General features: G+C 71.7%; 18 protein-coding genes. 11 read left to right on the top strand and 7 right to left on the bottom strand.

Annotation, left to right across the window (positions count from 1 at the left end):
- Nucleotides 1-23: 23 nt before the first annotated feature.
- From AB0K18_RS12465 to AB0K18_RS12450, 4 genes are all read right to left on the bottom strand, one after another.
- On the bottom strand, nucleotides 24-1241 hold the full coding sequence (locus AB0K18_RS12465; RefSeq protein ID WP_364913808.1) for a hypothetical protein: 1218 nt from the start codon (nucleotides 1239-1241) through the stop codon (nucleotides 24-26).
- Between the two features lie 400 nt (nucleotides 1242-1641).
- Nucleotides 1642-4200: a Tex family protein gene (locus AB0K18_RS12460; RefSeq protein WP_364913807.1), complete on the bottom strand. Its 2559-nt coding sequence runs from the start codon at nucleotides 4198-4200 to the stop codon at nucleotides 1642-1644.
- 27 nt (nucleotides 4201-4227) lie between these two features.
- On the bottom strand, nucleotides 4228-5406 hold the full coding sequence (locus AB0K18_RS12455; RefSeq protein WP_364913804.1) for an amidohydrolase: 1179 nt from the start codon (nucleotides 5404-5406) through the stop codon (nucleotides 4228-4230).
- A 151-nt stretch (nucleotides 5407-5557) separates the two neighbouring features.
- Nucleotides 5558-5992 (bottom strand): RpiB/LacA/LacB family sugar-phosphate isomerase, encoded by a 435-nt coding sequence (locus AB0K18_RS12450; protein ID WP_364913801.1) that lies wholly within the window; start codon nucleotides 5990-5992, stop codon nucleotides 5558-5560.
- A 141-nt stretch (nucleotides 5993-6133) separates the two neighbouring features.
- Here AB0K18_RS12450 and AB0K18_RS12445 point away from each other — a divergent pair, with 141 nt between their 5' ends.
- Genes AB0K18_RS12445 through AB0K18_RS12415 form a run of 7 tightly spaced genes read left to right on the top strand, consistent with a single transcriptional unit; the run spans nucleotide 6134 to nucleotide 13839 of the window.
- Nucleotides 6134-7192 carry a DUF917 domain-containing protein gene (locus AB0K18_RS12445; protein WP_364913798.1) on the top strand — a complete coding sequence of 353 codons (1059 nt, stop codon included), beginning with the start codon at nucleotides 6134-6136 and terminating at the stop codon, nucleotides 7190-7192.
- Nucleotides 7185-8714 carry a hydantoinase/oxoprolinase family protein gene (locus tag AB0K18_RS12440; RefSeq protein ID WP_364913795.1) on the top strand — a complete coding sequence of 510 codons (1530 nt, stop codon included), beginning with the start codon at nucleotides 7185-7187 and terminating at the stop codon, nucleotides 8712-8714. The genes AB0K18_RS12445 and AB0K18_RS12440 overlap by 8 nt, the downstream gene beginning before the upstream one ends.
- Nucleotides 8715-8733: 19 nt before the next feature.
- Complete coding sequence (locus AB0K18_RS12435) at nucleotides 8734-10335, top strand: ABC transporter substrate-binding protein (protein WP_364913793.1); 1602 nt, start codon at nucleotides 8734-8736, stop codon at nucleotides 10333-10335.
- Nucleotides 10336-10338: 3 nt separating this feature from the next.
- Complete coding sequence (locus AB0K18_RS12430; RefSeq protein ID WP_364913790.1) at nucleotides 10339-11355, top strand: ABC transporter permease; 1017 nt, start codon at nucleotides 10339-10341, stop codon at nucleotides 11353-11355.
- Nucleotides 11352-12230: an ABC transporter permease gene (locus tag AB0K18_RS12425; RefSeq protein WP_364913787.1), complete on the top strand. Its 879-nt coding sequence runs from the start codon at nucleotides 11352-11354 to the stop codon at nucleotides 12228-12230. Before AB0K18_RS12430 ends, AB0K18_RS12425 begins: the two co-directional genes overlap by 4 nt.
- Entirely contained in the window at nucleotides 12227-12964 is a 738-nt protein-coding gene (locus tag AB0K18_RS12420) for an ATP-binding cassette domain-containing protein (RefSeq protein WP_364913785.1), read from the top strand. The genes AB0K18_RS12425 and AB0K18_RS12420 overlap by 4 nt, the downstream gene beginning before the upstream one ends.
- The gene (locus AB0K18_RS12415) at nucleotides 12961-13839 is read left to right on the top strand and encodes an ABC transporter ATP-binding protein (protein WP_364913782.1); all 879 of its coding nucleotides are present in this window, start codon (nucleotides 12961-12963) and stop codon (nucleotides 13837-13839) included. The genes AB0K18_RS12420 and AB0K18_RS12415 overlap by 4 nt, the downstream gene beginning before the upstream one ends.
- 36 nt (nucleotides 13840-13875) lie before the next feature.
- On the opposite strand, the gene AB0K18_RS12410 is transcribed toward AB0K18_RS12415, so the two are convergent.
- Nucleotides 13876-14232 carry a DUF742 domain-containing protein gene (locus tag AB0K18_RS12410; protein ID WP_106249159.1) on the bottom strand — a complete coding sequence of 119 codons (357 nt, stop codon included), beginning with the start codon at nucleotides 14230-14232 and terminating at the stop codon, nucleotides 13876-13878.
- Entirely contained in the window at nucleotides 14225-16093 is a 1869-nt protein-coding gene (locus AB0K18_RS12405; RefSeq protein WP_364913779.1) for a nitrate- and nitrite sensing domain-containing protein, read from the bottom strand. The genes AB0K18_RS12410 and AB0K18_RS12405 overlap by 8 nt, the downstream gene beginning before the upstream one ends.
- A 199-nt stretch (nucleotides 16094-16292) precedes the next feature.
- Here AB0K18_RS12405 and AB0K18_RS12400 point away from each other — a divergent pair, with 199 nt between their 5' ends.
- On the top strand, nucleotides 16293-17852 hold the full coding sequence (locus AB0K18_RS12400) for an ABC transporter substrate-binding protein (RefSeq protein ID WP_364913777.1): 1560 nt from the start codon (nucleotides 16293-16295) through the stop codon (nucleotides 17850-17852).
- Here the strand turns inward: AB0K18_RS12400 and AB0K18_RS12395 are convergent.
- Nucleotides 17828-18004 carry a hypothetical protein gene (locus tag AB0K18_RS12395; protein WP_364913774.1) on the bottom strand — a complete coding sequence of 59 codons (177 nt, stop codon included), beginning with the start codon at nucleotides 18002-18004 and terminating at the stop codon, nucleotides 17828-17830. The genes AB0K18_RS12400 and AB0K18_RS12395 overlap by 25 nt on opposite strands.
- Here AB0K18_RS12395 and AB0K18_RS12390 point away from each other — a divergent pair.
- From AB0K18_RS12390 to AB0K18_RS12380, 3 genes are all read left to right on the top strand, one after another.
- A complete protein-coding gene (locus AB0K18_RS12390; RefSeq protein WP_364913772.1) occupies nucleotides 18003-18653 on the top strand; it encodes a hypothetical protein in 651 nt (216 codons plus the stop codon). The two genes, AB0K18_RS12395 and AB0K18_RS12390, sit on opposite strands and share 2 nt — an antisense overlap.
- Nucleotides 18654-18722: 69 nt before the next feature.
- On the top strand, nucleotides 18723-19226 hold the full coding sequence (locus tag AB0K18_RS12385) for an HIT family protein (RefSeq protein WP_364913769.1): 504 nt from the start codon (nucleotides 18723-18725) through the stop codon (nucleotides 19224-19226).
- 27 nt (nucleotides 19227-19253) lie between these two features.
- On the top strand, nucleotides 19254-20051 hold the full coding sequence (locus tag AB0K18_RS12380; RefSeq protein WP_364913767.1) for an exodeoxyribonuclease III: 798 nt from the start codon (nucleotides 19254-19256) through the stop codon (nucleotides 20049-20051).
- The last annotated feature ends 1 nt before the right edge of the window (nucleotide 20052 follow it).

Here is a 20052-nt window from a genome sequence, read left to right as displayed (position 1 = left end):
TGCAAGGACAGTCCCCTGATGGGCTAACCCTCCCGGGCGGCCAGAGCGAGGCGCTTGTTGAGCGAGGCGAGGGACTCGTCCGCCATGAGAGCCGGCAGGCGCGGAGCATCGTGGTCGATCTGCCGCAACACGGCCGAGTGGCCGCCCTGACGCATCGTCCAGGCCCGCACCACCTCGGGCATCGCCTCGATCGCCGCCTCGGACAGGATGGCCTCCCGAGGCAGCCACTGCGTCAGGAACTGCGACACCCGCGCCGGACTCCACCACAACGTCCGCTCCCCGACGAACGCCATCAACACCTCGAACGCCTCCCGCGCGCCGGGCCCCTCCGGCATCGGCCCAGGCTCTCCCGCCACTCCAGCCGAGCCGGTAGTTACGGCGGGTGCCGCCGTCTCAATGATGTCGGTCGTTTCGCCAGGCAGACCCGTTCCGGAGCCGGACACATCATGCTGTGGGCCAGCAGCCGATCCGGTATCGCGAAGGCGTGCCCCTTCCAGTACGGTGCGGGCCCGCGTGATCGCGAACGGCCGCACCTCCGGCAGGGTGTCGGCCACCTGCGCCCCCATGACGCGGTCGGTGAGCGCGAACGCATCCAGCATCCTGGCCGCCACGCTCTCGGGAGGCGTCGGCCGCAGATCCAGCTCGTCGAGGAACTTCGCCTCCTCCACCAGCGCGTCCACCGCCAGGCCGCCGCTGGGCTGGTCGATGCCGACGACGAGGATGTGCGGCTCCTTGCCGTTGTCGTACCGGAACGACAGCACCGCCAGCACCTGCTCGCCGTAGGGATCGGCCTTCCCGTACCAGCCGCCCTCGCACCGCACCCGCCCCATCCGCCGCACCCACCCGGCCAAAGTGTCGGCCACCCCACGCCCAGCCACCGCATGAACCCCACTCACGACCGAAGCGCCCTCAGCGCCTCCCGCCGAATCTCCGGAGCCCTCACCCTCACCAGCAGAAGACACCGAACCCTCGGCCTCGTAGCCAGGCGAAGTCGCGCCCTCGCCCTCGTCACCCCAGGCAGGGGCGTCGATGGGGCGGTTGACTGCGGCAAGAGCAGCCAGAGCAAGACGTGCCTCCATCCCACCGTCCTCGGCCGCCCGCCGCAAAAACTCCTCCACCTGCCCCGACCCCTCCAGCCCGGCCGTGAGCCTGGCCGCCCAAAGCTCGGTACGCAAGGGAGAGCGCCACCTGAGCAGGTCGCGAGCCTGGGTGATCGCCGTATCGAACGCAGTGCTGCTCATCCTTGAACCGTATCGCCACGCCCCTTCCCACCATCCCGCCCAGCCCCACGTTCGCCCCCAGCCGAGAAAGCTCAGCCCCACCCAACTGGGTTGAGGCCGGGCGGGTCCTGCGTTGGGTGCATTCGGCGCGAGCACGAGCACGAGCACGAGCACGCGCCGACTACGAGCGCGGGTGGGGGTTGGGGTCGGGCGGGTCCCTGCGTGGCAGTGAACGGGGCCCGAGCCCGAGCCCGAGCCCGAGCGCGGGCGCGAGCCCGAGCCCGAGCCCGAGCGCGGGCATGAGCGCGGGCGCAGGTACGAGCGCGGGTGTGGGTGTAGGTGTGGGTGGGGGTTGGTGGGGGGGCTGCGTGGTGGCGGTCCCGGTCCTGGTGTGGGCTTGGGGCGGGACCGCCGTTTGTTGTCAGCGGGAGTCGCCGCCGAGGCCGGCCTTTCTCAAAGCTTCGGCCATGGCGCCCGTCGGGGCTGGGCGGTCCTGGCGGCGCTGGCCGCCGCGGCCTCCGTCACCGCGTCCGCGTCCGCCGCCGTTGCCGCCCTGGCCGCGTCCGCCCTGTCCGCCGCCCTGTCCGCCGCCCTGTCCGCCGCCCTGTCCGCCGCCCTGTCCGCGGCTTCCGTCGCCGCGGCCGCCCTCGCCACGCGAGCCCTGGCCGCGGCCCCCATCTCCGCGGCCGCTGTCGCCACGTCCGCCGTTGCCACGGCCACCCTCGCCGCGGCCGCCGGCGCCGCGAGATCCGTCGCCGCGGCCGCCGTCGCCGCGGGAACCGTCGCGGGGGCCCTGGCGGCCGGTGCCCCTGCGGGGGGTGTCGGTGCCTTCCTGGGTGGTCTCGTCTTCCAGGCGCAAGGTCAGGGAGATGCGCTTGCGGGGGATGTCGACCCCCAGGACCTTCACACGGACGATGTCGCCCGGCTTGACCACGTCGCGCGGGTCGGAGACGAACGTGCGGGACATGGCCGAGACGTGGACGAGGCCGTCCTGGTGGACGCCGATGTCGACGAACGCGCCGAACGCCGCCACGTTGGTGACCACGCCCTCAAGGATCATGCCGGCCGTCAGGTCGGACAGCTTTTCGACGCCCTCCTTGAAGGTGGCCGTCTTGAAGGCGGGACGCGGGTCGCGCCCGGGCTTTTCCAGCTCGCGCAGGATGTCGGTGACGGTCGGCAGGCCGAAGGTGTCGTCGGTGAACGCGCGCGGGTCGAGCGAGCGCAGCGCCGCCGTGTTGCCGATCAGCGACTTGAGGTCGGCCTTGGCCGAGGTCAGGATGCGGCGCACCACCGGGTAGGACTCGGGGTGCACGGCGGAGACGTCGAGCGGGTCGTCGCCGCCCCTGATGCGCAGGAAGCCCGCGCACTGCTCGAACGCCTTGGGCCCGAGCCGCGGCACGCTCTTGAGCGCGGAGCGGGTGCGGAAGGGGCCGTTGGCGTCGCGGTGGCGCACGATGCTCTCGGCGAGCGTGGAGCCGATGCCGGACACGCGGGTGAGCAGCGGGGCCGAGGCGGTGTTGACGTCGACGCCGACCGCGTTGACGCAGTCTTCGACGACGGCGTCGAGCGAGCGGGACAGCTTGGACTCGGCGAGGTCGTGCTGGTATTGGCCGACCCCGATGGACTTGGGGTCGATCTTGACCAGCTCGGCCAGCGGGTCCTGCAGCCGCCGCGCGATGGAGACGGCACCGCGCAGCGACACGTCGAGCTCGGGCAGCTCCTGCGAGGCGTAGGGGGAGGCGGAGTAGACGGACGCGCCGGCCTCGGACACGACGATCTTGGTGAGCCCCGGCATGTGCTTGACCAGCTCGCCGGCCAGCTTGTCGGTCTCGCGGGAGGCCGTGCCGTTGCCGATGGCGATCAGCTCGACGCCGTGGCGCTGGGCGAGCGCGCCGAGCACCGCCAGCGACTGGTCCCACTGCCGCTTGGGCTCGTGGGGGTAGATGGTGGCGGTTTCGACGACCTTGCCGGTGGCGTCGACGACCGCGACCTTGACGCCGGTGCGCAGGCCGGGGTCGAGCCCCATGGTCGGCCGCGCGCCGGCCGGTGCGGCGAGCAGCAGGTCGCGCAGGTTGGCGGCGAAGACCCGCACCGCTTCGTCCTCGGCGGCCTGCCACAGCCGCATGCGCAGGTCGATGCCCAGGTGGACGAGGATGCGGGTGCGCCAGGCCCAGCGCACGGTCTCATTGAGCCACTTGTCGGCCGGACGCCCCTGGTCGGAGATGCCGAACCTGGCGGCGATGCGCATCTCGTAGTCGGGGCTGTCGTCGGGCTCAAGGGTGACGGAGAGAATCTCCTCCTTCTCGCCCCTGAACATGGCGAGGATGCGGTGGGAGGGCAGCTTGGGGAACGGCTCGCCGAACTCGAAGTAGTCGGCGAACTTGGCCCCCGCCTCCTCCTTGCCCTCGCGGACCTTCGACACCAGCCGGCCGCGGGTCCACAGCTGCTCGCGCAGGCCGCCGATGAGGTCGGCGTCCTCCGCGAAGCGCTCGATGAGGATGGCCCGCGCGCCTTCGAGTGCCGCGCCCGCGTCGGCGACGCCCTCGGTGACGAAGCCCTCGGCGGTGGCGGCGGGGTCGAGCGAGGGGTCGGCGAGCAGCTTGTCGGCCAGCGGCTCGAGCCCCAGCTCGCGGGCGATCTGCGCCTTGGTGCGCCGCTTGGGCTTGTAGGGCAGGTAGATGTCCTCGAGCCTGGCCTTGGTCTCGGCCGCCATGATCTGCTCGCGCAGCTCGTCGTCGAGCTTGCCCTGGGACTCGATGGACTCCAGGATCGCCGTCCTGCGCTCCTCGAGCTCGCGCAGGTAGCGCAGCCGCTCCTCCAGCGTGCGCAGCTGCGCGTCGTCGAGAGCGCCGGTGGCCTCTTTGCGGTATCGCGCGATGAACGGCACGGTCGCACCGCCGTCGAGCAGCTCGACGGCCGCCTGCACCTGGCCGTCGCGCACGCCGAGCTCTGCGGCGATCCGCTGGTGAATAGAGAGCACTTGCCTGCCTTTCGATGGTCCCGCCGGTCAATTGTGCAGGACGACGCCGTCCTTCATGACCAGAGTGCGCGCAGGGTGAACGACCACGGCCTCCGCCGCGCTCCCGCACGGCACCACGACCAGGTCGGCGCGGTCGCCGGGGGCCAGGCCGTAGGAGCCGAGGCCGAGCAGGCGGGCGCCGCCCGTGGTGGCGGCCTCAAGAGCCAGCTCGATGTCGTCGTCTCTGCGGAAGGTGCTGCGGTAGGCGAGATGCATGGCGCGCTCCAGCATGTCGCCGCTGCCGTACGGCCCCCACAGGTCGCGGATGCCGTCGTGCCCGCACGCGAGCGTGACCCCCGCGGCCCGCAGCCGGTTCACGGGCGGCACGGGAAAGCTGTAGACCGCCGCGGTGACGAGCGCCACCCCGGCATCGGCCAGCCCGTCGATGAGCCGGCCCTGGGCGGCGTCGTCGAGCTGCCCCAGCGCGTACGCATGACTGACGGCCACCCGGCCGCCCAGCCCGAGCACGCGGGTGCGCTCGATGATCAGCTCCAGCTCCCACCCGCCCAAGGTGCCGCCGTCGTGGAGATGGATGTCGAGGTGGGCGCCGTAGCGCTCGGCCAGCCCGAAGACGACGTCGAGGTGGCGCACAGGGTCGCGGTCGATGCCCGCCGGGTCGAGCCCGCCCACGGCCTCCACGCCGTTCTTCAGCGCCGCTTCCAGCAGCTCGGCCGTGCCGGGGTTGGTGAGCACGCCGTGCTGCGGGAAGGCGACCTGGCGCACGTCGATCGGCAGGCCGGCGGCGGCCTCGCGGACCGCCTCGACGCCGCGCAGCCCCACCTGCGGGTCGATGTCGGTGTGGGTACGCACGTGGGCGGTGCCGAAGGCGCTCATGCGCTCCAGCAGCGCCCTGACGCGCGGCACGCTCGGGACGCCCAGCTCGGCGCGCCGGCCGAGGTCGTTGCCGATGCGGCCGGCGAGCGTGTCGTCGGCCGAGTGGGGCACCCAGGGGCCGCCGTAGAGCGTCTTGTCGAGGTGGCAGTGGGCTTCGACCAGGCCGGGCAGCACCACCTGCCCCGTGACGTCGACGACCCGCGCCCGCGGCGGCGCCTCGATGCGCGGCGCCACCTGCGCGATGCGCCCGTCGCGCACCAGGAGGTCGGTGGGCTCACGGGCCGGTTGACGGGGCCGCCACACCAGCCCGCCGCGGAGCAGGACGAGGGTCATGCCCAGCACCCTACGGCCAGGGACCGACGATTTCCCGGCGTCCGCGGTGACAGGACCCTCTCCCGACAGGACCCTCTCCGGCCGTCCTCCCGGCCGGAGGATGCGGGGAGGAGCCTCTCCCGCGACGGCGGATCCCAGCGCCCGCGGCCGGTCAGATGCGGCCGACGTGGGTGATGTTGGCCTGGTCGGCGGGGTCGTCGCTGGGACGGCCGGCGAACCAGGCGTCGAGGATCTCGTCGAGCACCACGTCCGAGGTCAGCCGCAGGCTCAGCGCGAGCACGTTGGCGTCGTTCCACCTGCGGGCCCCGCCGGCCGTGTACGCGTCCACGCACAGCGCCGCCCGAACCCCCGGCACCTTGTTGGCCGCGATCGACGCCCCCGTGCCGGTCCAGCAGCACACGACGCCCTGCTCGGCACGCCCCTCGGCGACGTCGCGCGCGGTCAGCTCGCAGGCCCACGCCCAGTCGTCGCGCTCGTCGTCGTCGAGCGCGCCGTGCGTGACGACGTCGTGGCCGCGCCTGCGCAGCTCCGCCACGACCCGCTCCGCCACGCCGTCCTTGCTGTCGGCGGCCACCGAAATCCGCATGCGGACCTCCATCCCTCGTCACTCACACACATACCAGGACAACGGAATCGGTGCATGGGGATCGTTTTCCCCCATGCGAAACGTGCTGGACTGGCGAAATGTGCGCCCATGTGGTTGGTTGTGTCGCCAATGAGGATTGATGTGAGTGACATCCAGGCTCTCGCCCGTGGCTGTGCCGTGCTCGGCACCGGCGGCGGGGGCGACGTCCGTTCAGGATCGCTGGCCGCGGTGCGCGCCATCCGCGAGCACGGCCCCGTCCCGCTCGTCACCTTGGACGATCTGCCGGACGACGCCCTCGTGGTGCCGCTGTCCGGCATCGGCGCCCCGACCGTGAGCCACGAGATGATCCACGGCGAGGACGAGCCCGAACGCATCGCCGAGGAGGTCGAGCGGGTCTTCGGCCGCCCGCCGAGCGCGATCATGTCGTCGGAGATCGGCGGCGCGAACGGCGTCGCGCCGGTCGCCTGGGCGGCCCGGCTCGGCCTGCCGCTGCTCGACGCCGACGGCATGGGACGCGCGTTCCCCGAGGTCCAGATGATCTCCATGTACGTCGCGGGCGTCCCCGCCGACATCGTGATCATGTCGGACGTCGCGGGCAACGTGGTCACCATCCGCCCGCTCGACGGCCTCTGGTCGGAGCGCATCGCGCGGGCCGTCTGCGTGGCCGTGGGCTCGCACGCGCTGATGGCCGACTTCATCCTCACCGGCGCCACGGCCAGGGGCGCGGTCATCGAGGGTACGGTGACCCGCGCCCTGGAGGTCGGCAGGGCCACGCAGGGCGCGTCGGACCCCTTGGAGGCGCTGCGCGCGCGTCTGGGCGCGGTCAGGCTGATCACCGGCAAGCTGACCGACGTCGAGCGGCGTACGACGGGCGGCTTCGTCCGCGGCACCGCCGTCATCGAGGGCACCGGCGACGACCGCGGCCGCCGCCTGAGCCTGGAGCTGCAGAACGAGAACCTCGTCGCGATCGAGGAGGGCGACGTCCGCGCCATGGTGCCCGACCTCATCACGGTCGTGGACACCGAGACGGCCGCCGCGATCCAGACCGAGGCGCTCAGGTACGGCCAGCGCGTGACGGTCCTCGCCTGGCCCTGCGACCCGCTCTGGCGTACGGGCAAGGGCCTGGAGACGGCCGGCCCGCGTGCCTTCGGATACGACCTGGACTACGTCCCCGTTGAGGAGCTGAACGCGCGTGGCTGACCTGCGCATCGGGATCGACGTCGGCGGCACGAACACCGACGCCGTGGTGCTGGACGCGGACGGCCGGGTGCTCGCCAAGGCCAAGCGGCCGACCACCCCCGAGGTGACCGGCGGCCTGCGCGCCGCGCTGGACGCCGTACTGGGGCAGGTCGGGGACCGCTCCGACGTCACGCGGGTCATGCTGGGCACCACGCACGCCACGAACGCGATCCTGGAGCGCCGCGCGCTCGGCCGCGTGGCCGTGCTGCGGCTCGGCGCGCCCGCCACCACGGCGGTGCCGCCGCTGTCCGACTGGCCGGACGACCTGCGCAAGGTCGTCTCGGCGGGGGAGGCCATCGTGCCGGGCGGCCACTACGTGGACGGCCGCGAGATCGGCCCGCTCGACCTGGACGCCGTGCGCCGCTTTCTCGACGGCGTCGAGGCGGACGCGGTGGCGGTCACCGGCGTGTTCAGCCCGGCCGACGACGCTCATGAGCGGCGGGTGGCGGAGCTGGTGGCCGCCGAGTACGGGCTGCCGGTGTCGGTGAGCCACGAGATCGGCTCGCTGGGCCTGCTCGAACGCGAGAACGCGACCGTGCTGAACGCCACCCTGTACGGCGTCGCCGCCCACGTCACGGACGCCCTGGTCACGGCGCTGGCCGAGCGCGGGCTGAGCGCACGCCCTTACCTGGCGCAGAACGACGGCACCCTGATGACCCTGGAGCAGGCGGCCCGCCTGCCGGTCTCCACCATCGGCTCGGGCCCGGCGAACTCGCTGCGCGGCGCCGCGTACCTGTCGGGGGTGTCGGACGCGATCGTCGTGGACGTCGGCGGCACCTCCACCGACCTGGGGGTGCTCGTCGGCGGGTTCCCGAGGGAGTCGGCGGCGGCGACCGAGATCGGTGGCGTGCTCACCAACTTCCGCATGCCGGACATCCTGGCCATCGCGCTAGGCGGCGGCACCGTGGTGCGCCCCGGCGGGCTCGGCCCCGACTCGGTGGGCTATCGGATCGCCACGGAGGCGCTGGTGTTCGGCGGGACGACGGCGACGATGACGGACGCCGCCGTCGCGGCGGGCCGCGTGCCGCCGGGCGCCGGCGACTGGCGGGAGCGCCTGCGAGGTGACGACGTGCTGACGGGTGCGGTCGCGATCGCCGACGAGCTGGTCGCCGACGCCGTGGACAGGATGACGCTCGGCCGCTCGGACCGTCCCCTGGTCGCGGTGGGCGGCGGCGCTTTCCTGCTGCCCGCCGAGATCCCCGGGGTGAGCCGGGTGATCAGGCCGGAGCACGCCGAGGTGGCCAACGCGGTGGGGGCCGCCATCGCGCTCGCGAGCGGCAGAGTCGATACGATCTTGCCTGCGGGAGAAAGCCGGACACAGGCCATCGAAAGCGCTGAAGAGGAGGCGCGGGCGCGGGCCGTGGCGGCCGGGGCCGACCCCTCCACGGTGGAGATCGTGGACCTTCTCGAGGTGCCGCTGAGCTATCTCTCCGAGCCCGCCGTGCGGGTGCACGTCAAAGCAGCCGGACCCCTCGCCCGGTGAATATCGAAAGGATCCCCCCATGCGCTGGCACAAGCGACTGTTCGTCGCCGGGGTGGCCGGTGTCCTGGCTCTGACCGCGTCGGCGTGCGCGGGCGGCCAGGTACGCGGCGCCGGCGGCACCCCAGAGCCCCGCGCGAGCACGGGCGCCCCGGCGGGCGGGCAGGTCAACGACGGCACGTTCGTCTACGCCCCCAACCACGACGTGGTCACCGACTGGGACCCCGCGACCTCCTACTCGAACGAGATCATCGCGCTGTCCAACATCTACGAGGGCCTGACCAGGTACGACTCGCAGGCCAAGCAGGCAAAGCCGCGCCTCGCCACCGAGTGGAAGTCGTCGGGCGACGGCAAGCAGTGGACGTTCACGCTGCGGCAGGGCGTCAAGTTCCACTCGGGCGCCACGATGGACGCCGAGGCCGTCAAGAAGGCCATCGAGCGCACGAAGGACAAGAAGGGCGGCGCCGCCTACATCTGGGACCCGGTCGAGAAGATCGAGACGCCCGACCCGAGCACCGTCGTCTTCGACCTCAAGTACGCCGCCCCGCTCGACCTCGTCGCCGCCTCCGGCTACGCGGCCTGGATCTACGACGTGGACGCGGTGGACGCCGACGGCGAGAAGACCGCCGGCACGGGCCCGTACACGATCGGCTCCTGGCAGAAGGGCAAGGAGAACGAGCTCACGCTCAAGGCGTTCGAGGACTACTGGGGCGGCTGGAAGCCGGAGCAGTACAAGAAGGTGACCTTCCGCGTCACACCCGAGATCACCACCGCCTGGCAGCTGCTGCAGCGCGGCGAGGTGAACTTCGTGGAGCGGCTCAACCCGCAGCTGTTCGACCAGGCGCGCGACACGCAGGGCGTGCAGGTGGCGGAGACGGAGTCGTTCCAGAACCTGCTGGTGCTCTTCAACACCGCCGAGGGCCCGGCGAAGGACGTCAGGATCAGGCAGGCGCTCCAGCTCGCCATCGACTACGACGGCCTGTCGGCGGCGCTGGAGGGTGCCGGGCACAAGGCGAGCGGCCTGGTGCCGCCCGGCCTGCTCGGCCACGCCGAGAACATGCAGCCCAAGCAGGACCTCGTCAAGGCGCAGGAGCTGCTGGCCGAGGCCGGGTACGGCCCCGACAACCCCGAGCTGAAGCTCAGCCTCACCTACGGCATCGGCGACGAGGACCAGAAGCTGCTGGTCACGCTGCTCAGCTCGACGCTCGCGAAGCTCAACGTGACGCTCCAGGCCAAGCCCATGAACTGGAGCGCGCAGTGGGACCTCGGCAAGAAGCGCGGCCAGGACGTCTTCGTCATGTACTGGTACCCGGACTATCCGGACGCCTACTCGTGGTTCCTCAACGTGTTCAAGAGCGCGGACAAGCCGCAGTTCAACCTGTCCTACCTGAAGAACGCCGAGATCGACGCGGCCATCGACAAGCTGCCCGAGCTGACCGCGACCGACCCGTCGGCCGCCATGGACACCTACGAGGAGCTGCAGCGGAAGATCATCCAGGAGGAGGCGGCGGTGGCGGTGCCGTACGTGCAGACGTACCAGCGCGCGCTGTCGTCCGACGTCCAGGGATACACGGACAATCCCGCCTATCCCAACGTGGTCTTCTTCTACGACCTCAAGCGCTAGGCCATGCTCCGCCATCTGGCCCGCCGGCTCGGCCAGGCCCTCCTGGTCGTGGCCGGCGTGGTCGTGCTCACGTTCGTCGTCATGCGGCTGGTGCCGGGCGATCCGGCGGTCGCCTTCGCCGGGCCGAAGGCGACGCCCGAGCAGCTCGCGGCGGCGCGGGCGCGGTTCGGGCTGGACGACCCGCTGCCCATGCAGCTGCTGGCCTACGTAGGCGACCTGCTGAGCGGCGACTGGGGGATCAGTCTGCGCACCAGGCAGCCGGTGCTGGACGACCTCTATCTCGCCTTCCCCGCCTCGCTGGAGCTGGTGGGGGCGGCGCTGCTGCTGGCGATCGCGGCGGGCATCCCGCTCGGCGTGCTCGCCGCCCGCTACAAGACGAAATTTCCGGACTTCGGGGTACGGCTGGGCAGCATGCTGGCCGTCTCCGTCCCCGTCTTCTGGCTGGCCCTGGCGCTCCAGACCGTCTTCGCCAGCAACCTCGGCTGGTTCCCCGTCGCCGGCGAGTACGACTCCTCGCTCGACACCACCAGCCCCCTCACCCTCTGGACGAACATCACCGCCGTCGACGCCCTCATCACCGGCAACTGGCCCATCCTCACCAGCACGCTGGAGCACCTCGTGCTGCCCGCCCTGGTCGTGGCCGCCTACCCGGCGGGCGTCATCGCCCAGATGACCAGGGCCGCGCTCATCGAGGAGTCGGGGCAGGACCACGCCAGGCTGGAGCGGGCGCTCGGGTTCGGCGAGACGTCCATCCTGACCAAGTTCGCCCTGCGGCCGGCGCTCAACCCGGTGCTGTCGCTCATCGCCCTCGTCTTCGCGTACGCGATCGTCAACGGCTTCCTCGTCGAGGCCGTCTTCAACTGGCCCGGCCTGGGCCGCTACGCCGCCGAGTCGATCCGTTCGCTGGACACCCCGGCCATCGCGGGCGTCACCCTCCTCGTCGCCCTGGTTTACGTCCTCGCCAACCTGGTCGTGGACATCCTCCAGGGCTTCGTCGACCCCAGAACGAGGACCCGATGAGCGCCAAGGAGCAGACCCGGGAGCAGACCCAGGACGCGCTGCCGCTGCGGCGCACGCTGCCGCGCGTCCCCGACCGCTTCGCCGCCTTCGGCGCCGTGCTCATCGTGCTCGTCGTGCTGGCCGCGGTGCTCGCGCCGTGGCTGGCGCCGTACCCGGCGGACGATCCGCGCCCGCTGGAGCGGCTGATGGAGCCGAGCGCCGCGCACTGGTTCGGCACCGACCAGGTCGGCCGCGACGTGCTCACCAGGATCCTGTACGGCGGTCGCACCTCGCTGTTCATCGCCGTGGCGGTGCTGGCCGTCTCGGCGGCGGTCGGCGTCACGCTCGGCGTGGTCGCCGGTTACGCGGGCGGCTGGATCAGGGACGTGATCATGCGGGTCACGGACGTCTTCCTGGCCTTCCCCGCGCTGCTGCTGTCGCTGGCGCTCGCGGTCGTGCTGCAGCCCAGCGTCAACACCGTCATCCTGGCCATCGCGGCGACCTGGTGGCCCTGGTACACCCGCCTGTCGGCGTCCGTGGCCGCCTCGATCGCCACCCGCCCCTACGTGGACGCCGCCCGCTGCCTCGGCGTGCCGGCCCCGCTGATCGTGCTGCGGCACGTGCTGCCCAACTCGCTCACCCCGGTCCTGGTGCAGATCTCGCTGGACGCGGGCGGGGTGATCCTGACCTCGGCGGCGCTGTCGTACCTGGGGCTGGGCGCGCAGGAACCGACGGCGGAGTGGGGGCTGATGGTGCAGCAGGGGCAGACGCTGTTCACCACGAACTGGTGGGTGGTCACCTTCCCAGGGCTCGCGATCCTGGTGACGGCGTTCGCGTTCAACGTGCTGGGCGAGGGGTTGCGCAACGCGCTCGACCCGCGGAGGGCGGTCAGGTGATCGAGGTACGCGACCTGCGGGTCTGCTACGGCGGCCGGCCGGTCGCCGAGGTGCCCGAGCTGGACGTCGCCGCCGGGGAGTGCGTGGCGATCGTGGGGGAGAGCGGCTCGGGCAAGTCCACGACGCTGCTCTCGCTGCTCGGGCTCACCGAGCACGCCGAGGTCTCGGGCCAGGTCAAGGTCTGCGGCGTGGACGTCATGACGGCCTCGCAGAAGGCCCTGCGCGAGCTGCGCGGCGCCAGGGCGGCCCTGGTGATGCAGTCGCCCCAGGCCGCGCTCAGCCCCGCCACCAGGCTCGGCACGCTGATGCGCCGCGCGCTGCGGCTGCACGGCCGCGACGACTCCGAGCGGGCCATGGCGGAGGCCGTCGAGGCCGTGCTGCTCGACCCCGCGATCCTGCGCCGCTACCCGCACGAGGTCTCCGGCGGCCAGGCGCAGCGCTTCGCCATCGCGCTCGCCATCGCCCTGGGCGCCGAGGTGATCCTCGCCGACGAGCCCACCAGCGCGCTCGACGTGACCGTGCAGGCCGAGGTGGTCGGCGTGCTGCGCCGGCTGCGCGCGGAACGCGGCCTCGCGCTGCTGCTGGTCTCCCACGACCTCGCCCTGGTCTCGACGATCGCCGACCGGGTGCTCGTCATGAAGGACGGCGCGGTGGTCGAGTCGGGGCCGGCCGCACGGGTGCTGGCCGAGCCGTCCCATCCCTACACCCGCGAGCTGCTGGAGGCGCTGCCGTGACAGGACCCGTGCTCAGGGCGGAGCGGGTGACACTCGGGTACGCCCGCCGCCCGGTCGTCCACGACGTCAGCCTGGAGATCACCGAGGGCGGCGTGGGGCTGATCGGGGAGAGCGGGTCGGGCAAGACCACGCTGGCGCGCGCGTTCCTCGGCCTCCTCACCCCCATGTCCGGAAATATCTTGTACGGCGACCAAACGCTGAAAAAAGTGGACATGAGGGCGTTCCGGAAGGACGTCCAGCCCGTCTTCCAGGCCGAGGCCCTCGACCCCAGGATGCGCGTCGGCCGCTCGATCGCCGAGGCGCTCCCGCGGGCCGAGCGCGCCCGCGTCGGCGAACTGCTCGAACAGGTCGGCCTCGCCCCCGACCTGGCCGACCGCCGCCCCCACCAGCTCTCCGGCGGCCAGCGCCAGCGCGTGGTGATCGCCCGCGCCCTGGCCGTCGGCCCCCGCCTGCTCATCCTCGACGAGCCCACCAGCGCGCTCGACGTCACCGTCCAGGCCAAGGTCCTCGACCTGCTGGCCTCCCTGGACACCGAGCGCCTGCTCATCACCCACAATTTGGCCGTCGTCGAGCGGCTCTGCAGGACCTCGCACGTGCTGTTCGCGGGCCGGGTGGTCGAGTCGGGGCCGACCGCCGAGCTGCTGAAGAGCCCGGCGCACCCGTACACCAGGGCGCTGCGCGACGCCGTACCGAAGCTGGGAGGGGAGCCGCCGCAGGCGAGGGGGCGGACGGAGGCGGTGCCGGCGGCGACGGGCTGCCCGTTCCGGCTGCGCTGCCCGATGGCGGTCGAGAAGTGTGAGCGGGCGCCGGAACCGCGGGACCTGGGCGGCCGCCAGGTGGCCTGTCACCGGGCCGAGGACGTCCTGGCAGCATGAAGCCGCCTGAGACCCCGTGAGGGGTTCAGGCGGCCGTCACAGCGCTTTGAGGCCGCTGATGACCTCCAGCAGCACCTTCGCGTCCGGCGCGGGCGGCGGCAGCTCGACCTGCACGAGCTGCTGTGCGTGCAGGTCGCCGACCAGGACCCGGACCACGCCGATCGGCAGGTTCAGCTCGGCGGCGACGTCCACGAGCCGGGTGGGCTGGGTGCACTTCTGCAGAATGATCAGATGTTCGGGGTCGAGGCCGCGCGGCGGCGCCAGGCCGCCCGCCGTGATGATCACCGCGATGAGGTCGATGGCCTCGCTCGCGGGCACCGTACGGCCCCTGGTCAGCAGATAGGCGGGGACGATCGGACCCGCGTCCTCGTCCAGCCAGCGCTCTTCAGTCACTTCGCACCACCCGCATCGGGCGGACCGGCTCCTTCTTTGGAGCCTCGGCCTCGGGTTCGGGTTCGGCCACGTGCTCTTCCGGGATCAACACGATCGCGGTGGTCCCTCCATATGGTGAACCGCGCAACGTCACGCGGATGTCATGCCTGGCGGCCAGGCGCGAGACGACGAAAAGGCCGAGCCGGTCACTGTCGGCCAGGTCGAACTCCGGTGGGCTGGCCAGCCGCTCGTTGTACTCGGCCAGCTCCTCTGGCTCCATCCCGAACCCGCGGTCCTCCACCTCGATGGCGAAGCCCCTGGCCGCCGCCTCGCCGCGCACGATGACCGACGTGTGCGCGGGGGAGTAGACGGTGGCGTTCTCGATCAGTTCGGCGATGAGATGGATCATGTCCCCGACCACCGGCCCCGCCAGCCGCTGGCCGGGCATCGGCTCGACGACGACACGCTGGTAGTCCTCCACCTCGGCCGCCGCGCCGCGCGCCACGTCGAGCAGCGGCACCGGGCGGCTCCACCCGCGCCCCGGCGTGGCGCCCGACAGGATGATCAGGCCCTCGGCGTGCCGGCGCATGCGGGTGGTGAGGTGGTCGAGCTTGAACAGGTCGTCGAGCTGCTCGGGGTCGGTGGCGCGGTGCTGCATGTCCGCCAGCTGGATGCGCTGGCGGTGCAGCAGCGTCTGGCTGCGCCTGGCGAGATTGCGGAAGACGTGCCCGACGCCCTCGCTGAGCTGCGCCTGCCCGACCGCGGCCTCGACCGCGGTCTGCTGCACGGTGGAGAACGCCTGGCCCACGTCGTCGATCTCGACCGTGGTGCTCGCCACCGACAGCTCCGGCATCTCGACCTTCTCGCCCTTGCGCAGCTTGGCCACCACGTGCGGCAGCCGCTCCTGGGCCACCTCGAGGGCGGCCAGCCGCAGCGAGGCCAGCTCCTTCGACAGCCGGTCGCCCAGCCGCAGCGAGAACGCGATCGACACGATCACCATCACGAGCGCGGTGCCCGCGAGCGCGAGCGCCCGCACCAGCACCTGGTCCGCGATCGGATCGGCGCGCTGGTTGAGCGTCGTGCTGGCCCGCATCTGCGCCTCGTGGAAGGCCCTGGCCAGCACCTCCGTCGTGCCCAGCCAGCTCCTGGCCGACCCGCCCGCGATGATCTGGTCCTCCATCATCCGCATCCGCTGGTAGGCGGGCGAGGTGATGAGGGCCACCTGGGGGTCGCGCAGCTCCGGGTCCAGCTCCGCCAGGCCCTGGTCGAGCAGGAAGCGCCGGTTGCCGACGATCTGCGTGAACAGCCGCCGCTCGGCCGGCTCCAGCGTGCCGAGCCCGATGGCCTGCTCCCTGGTCAGCAGCTCCTTGGCGTAGCCCATGTCGATGACCACGCGCGACTGCTCGTAGATCGGGATGTCGTCGATCAGCGCGACCCGCCGGTGCAGCCCGAACAGGGTGTCGATCATCGCGTTGAACGACTCCACGGTGTGCAGACGGTCGGACAGGCCCGTGTCGATCTCTCCCCGGATCGCATCGAGCCTGTCGATTGCCGTGTTCACCGCGTCCACCTGTTTGCGGATCTCTTCCGATCTGTCCTTGGAGTTGCTGGAGAGCTGCCTGAACGACTCCCGGGCGGCGTCCGTGCGCGTGCGCTGCGTGGCCAGGGCGGTCTTGGTCGCGGCGTTCTTGAGAAGCTGGGCCGAGACGAGACGTTCACGCTGAATCTCGTTGATCAGTTTGTACGCGGGAAGGCGCAGGTTCGTCCAGACTGTCTTGTACTGACGCAGCTCCAAGCTCTCGGTGGCGGTGACGGCGGTGATGACCCCCCACAACACCACCATGGAGGCCAGCGGCACCAGAAGGAGACCGATGATCTTCATGCGGATCGTTCGGCTACGACCCATGGCACCTCACTCCGGTCGGTCCCTTGCTGGCAACCCCGGACGGGACAAGCCCCGAGGATAGCAATACGATCACCGGAATGCCCAATTTTTCGGCACTTTTGGACACCGTGGCGCCTTCCGGGTTGATCTTGGAGTAGGTTTCCCCGGGTACGTCAGGCCACCAGAGGGAGATGCGTTGCGCCGTCCACTCGCAGCGGCCGTCGCACTGATGATGCTCGCCGCCTGCTCCCCGCCTCAGGAGGAGCAGCGGGCCCCGGCCGGCCAGTCGCCTTTCGTCTACGTCAAGAACACCGACGTCGTCACCGAGTGGGACCCGAGCCGCTCCTACTCCAACGAGATCATCGCCTTCCAGAACGTCTACGAGACCCTGACCTACTGGAACCCCGTCACCAAGAAGTCCGCGCCGCGCCTGGCCACCTCGTGGCGCTCCTCGGCCGACGGCCGCACCTGGACGTTCACGCTGCGCTCCGGCGTCACCTTCCACACCGGCAGGCCGCTGGACGCCGAGGCGGTCAAGGCGTCGATCGAGCGCACGATCAAGGGCAAGGCCGGCGCCAGCTACATCTGGGCCGCCGTCTCCTCCATCCGGGTCGAGGGGCCGCTGACCGTCACGTTCGCGCTGAAGTATCCGGTGCCGCTCGACCTGGTCGCCTCCGCCGGGTACGCCGCCTACATCTACGACACCAAGGCCGCCCCCGACCTCACCAAGTGGTTCCAGCAGGGCAGGGACGCCGGGTCAGGGCCGTACACGGTGACGCGCTGGAACAAGGGCAAGGAGGACGAGCTCACGCTCAGCGCGTACGACGGTTATTGGGGCGGGTGGAACAGGCCGCACTACAACACGATCAAATACCGCGTCGTGCCCGACCCCGAGCGGGCGTACTCGATGCTGCGCCGCGGCGCGGCCAGCTTCGTCGACAGGCTCGACCCCGAGCTGTTCGCCCGCGCCCAGGCCGCGCCCGGCCTGCGCACCTCCGACCGGCCCTCGTTCAGCACGGCCGTGATGCTGTTCAACACCGCCTCGGGGCCGCTCAAGGACATCAGGGTGCGCAAGGCCGTCCAGAAGGCCGTCCCCTACCGGGGCATCGTCAAGGCGCTCGGCGGCTCGGTCATGCCGGCCAGCGGCGTCGTCCCGGAAGGGCTGCTCGGCCACATGCCGAACCGGGTGCCCCAGCAGGACCTCGAGACCGCCACCCGGCTGCTGCAGCAGGCCGGCTACGGGCCCGGCGGCAAGCCGCTGCGGCTGGTGCTCACCTACGGCGAGGGCGAGGCCGACGAGGAGGTGCTGGCCAGGCGGCTGCGCAAGGCGCTGGCCGCGCTCAACGTCACCCTAGAAGTGCGCGGCATGCACTGGAACGCCCAATGGGAGCTGGGCAAGAAACGCGGCCAGGACATCTTCGTCATGTACTGGTGGCCCGACTACGCCGACGGCTACTCCTACTTCGGGCAGGTCTTCCACAGCGCCAACCCGCCCGTCATGAACCTGTCGTACCTCAACGACCAGCAGCTCGACGCGATGCTCGACACCGTGCCCGAGCTGACCGTGACCGACAAGCCGGCCGCGCAGCGCGTCTACGAGCGCGCCACGGCACGGGTGCTCGACCAGCGGGCCGCCGCCGCGTTGCCCTGGGTGGTCAAGTCGCGCCGCGCCTTCCTGGGCGGCATCCAGGGCTACGACGACAACCCCGCCTACCCCGACGTCGTCTTCGTCTACGACCTCAAACCGTCGGGCTGAGCGGCCTGCGCCTCCTCCGCGCGCTCGCGCAGCCGCGCCCTGATCTCCTCAGGGGTGTACGCGCGGCGGCGCCGCTCGGCCCGCGCGATCACCGCCCCCGTGGCGGCGACGCCCATGATTCCCGCCAAACCCAGCCACTTCCACCAGCGCATGGTGCCTAGGCTAAGCCCTGTGCTGACACTCGACGAGGCCGTCGGGGTGACGCGGACCGGCGACCTGTGGATCTTCCGCGGGCGTTCCGTCCCCGACCGCGCCATCCAGACGATGACCAACAGCCCGGTCAACCACGTGGGCATGGCGATCGTCATCGAGGACCTGCCCCCGATGATGTGGCACGCCGAGCTGGGCAGGTCGCTGCCCGACCTGTGGTCGGGCACCCACCAGCGCGGCGTGCAGCTGCACGACCTGCGCGACGCGGTGACCGTCTGGGCCGACCGCTACGGCCAGCGCGCCTGGCTGCGCCAGCTCGACCCCGAGGCCACCCCCGAGATGGAGGACGCCGCCCTGCGCACGGTCGCCAGGCTCGACGGCACGCCGTTCCCGTCCACCGCCCGGCTGGCCGCCCGCTGGTTCAGGGGGCGCATCCCCGGCCGGCTGACGAAGCAGCGGAACCTGGAGAGCGCCTACTGCGCCGAGGTCGTGGCGATCACGTACGAGGAGATGGGGCTGCTGCCCGCCGGGCGGCGGCCCAACTGGTACGACCCCGGCAGGTTCTGGAGCGGCGACGACCTGGAGCTGCTGCTGGGCCGCCGGCTGAACAACGAGATCACCGTGGGGGTCGAGCGCACCAGGAGATCCTGATCCGGGGCGGCCGTTATGCTCGGCCGGGACGATCACGCACATTCGGACCACGTGTTCCCGTGAAGGGCGATGATGACCGATCCGATCAGGCGGGTGCCGTTCGACCTGGAGAGCTACAGCCGCCGTTCCCGCACGGGACCGTGCTTCATCTGCGGGATCGTCAACGGATCCCCGGACCAGCCCGAGGAGGTCGTCCACGACGACGGCGAGCACATCGCGTTCCTCGCCCGCTTCGCCTCGCTGCCCGGATACGTCCTCGTGGCGCCCAAGGCCCACGTCGAGCACGTCGTCCGCGACCTCACCGAGGACCGGTTCCTCGCGGTGATGCGGGTCGTGCGCCGGGTCGCGCTCGCGCTGGAGGCGAGCGTGCCGTGCGAGCGCACGTACCTGCTGTCCCTGGGGAGCCAGCAGGGCAACGCCCACCTGCACTGGCACATCGCCGCCCTGCCGCCCGGCGTGCCGTACGAGCGGCAGCAGTACCACGCGCTGATGGCGGAGAACGGCGTCGTCGAGCACACCCCGGAGGAGGCCGCCGCCCTGGCGGCCAGGATCCGGCAGGCCCTCGACGCCTGATCCGGGGTGGCGTGGCAGGCTGGGAGGATGCGCCTGGCTACGTGGAACGTGAACTCGGTCAAGGCACGGCTGCCCCGCCTGCTCGACTGGCTGGCCGCCGTCGAGCCCGACGTCGTCTGCCTCCAGGAGACCAAGTGCGCCGCGGAGGCGTTCCCCGTGGCGGAGGTCGGCGCGCTCGGCTACGCCGCCGCCGCGCACGGCGACGGCCGCTGGAACGGGGTCGCCGTGCTGTCCAGGATCGGCCTGGACGAGGTGACGCCGAGCTTCCCCGGTGAGCCCGGCTTCGGCGAGCTCGACGGGGTCGGCGCCGCCCGTCCCGAGGCCCGTGCGATCGGCGCGACCTGCGGCGGGCTGCGGGTCTGGTCCCTGTACGCGCCCAACGGCCGTACCGTCGACTCGCCCCACTACGCGTACAAGCTGGCCTGGTTCGCCGCGCTCAGGGACGCGCTCGCCGCGGAACTGCCCGCCGGCCCGCTGGTGGCCTGCGGCGACTACAACGTCGCCCCGACCGACGCCGACGTCTGGGACCCCGCCCTCTTCGCCGGCGCCACCCACGTGACGCCGCCCGAACGCCAGGCCCTCGCCTCCCTGCGCGAGCTGGGGCTGCACGACGTGGTGCCGACGCCGATGAAGGGGCCGCACCCGTTCACGTACTGGGACTATCGGGCCGGGATGTTCCATCAGAACAAGGGCATGCGCATCGACCTCGTCTACGCCAGTGCGGACGTCGCGGGGCGGGTGCGCTCGGCGTACGTCGATCGCGAGGCCCGCAAGGGGAAGGGCCCGTCCGATCACGCGCCGATCGTGGTCGATCTCGACGAATAAT

The organism is Nonomuraea sp. NPDC049421 (assembly GCF_040677005.1).
Classification (GTDB): Bacteria; Actinomycetota; Actinomycetes; order Streptosporangiales; family Streptosporangiaceae; genus Nonomuraea; species Nonomuraea salmonea.
Note: the sequence above shows the minus strand (reverse complement) of the source record. Positions and strands in the feature narration are given on the sequence as shown.

Bases quoted from the DNA above. Each gene is read 5' to 3' on its own strand.
- AB0K18_RS12465 (WP_364913808.1), bottom strand. From the start codon at position 1,241: ATGAGCAGCACTGCGTTCGATACGGCGATCACCCAGGCTCGCGACCTG.
- AB0K18_RS12455 (WP_364913804.1), bottom strand. From the start codon at position 5,406: ATGACCCTCGTCCTGCTCCGCGGCGGGCTGGTGTGGCGGCCCCGTCAA.
- AB0K18_RS12450 (WP_364913801.1), bottom strand. From the start codon at position 5,992: ATGCGGATTTCGGTGGCCGCCGACAGCAAGGACGGCGTGGCGGAGCGG.
- AB0K18_RS12435 (WP_364913793.1), top strand. From the start codon at position 8,734: ATGCGCTGGCACAAGCGACTGTTCGTCGCCGGGGTGGCCGGTGTCCTG.
- AB0K18_RS12430 (WP_364913790.1), top strand. From the start codon at position 10,339: ATGCTCCGCCATCTGGCCCGCCGGCTCGGCCAGGCCCTCCTGGTCGTG.
- AB0K18_RS12425 (WP_364913787.1), top strand. From the start codon at position 11,352: ATGAGCGCCAAGGAGCAGACCCGGGAGCAGACCCAGGACGCGCTGCCG.
- AB0K18_RS12405 (WP_364913779.1), bottom strand. From the start codon at position 16,093: ATGAAGATCATCGGTCTCCTTCTGGTGCCGCTGGCCTCCATGGTGGTG.
- AB0K18_RS12390 (WP_364913772.1), top strand. From the start codon at position 18,003: ATGGTGCCTAGGCTAAGCCCTGTGCTGACACTCGACGAGGCCGTCGGG.
- AB0K18_RS12395 (WP_364913774.1), bottom strand. From the start codon at position 18,004: ATGCGCTGGTGGAAGTGGCTGGGTTTGGCGGGAATCATGGGCGTCGCC.
- AB0K18_RS12385 (WP_364913769.1), top strand. From the start codon at position 18,723: ATGATGACCGATCCGATCAGGCGGGTGCCGTTCGACCTGGAGAGCTAC.
- AB0K18_RS12380 (WP_364913767.1), top strand. From the start codon at position 19,254: ATGCGCCTGGCTACGTGGAACGTGAACTCGGTCAAGGCACGGCTGCCC.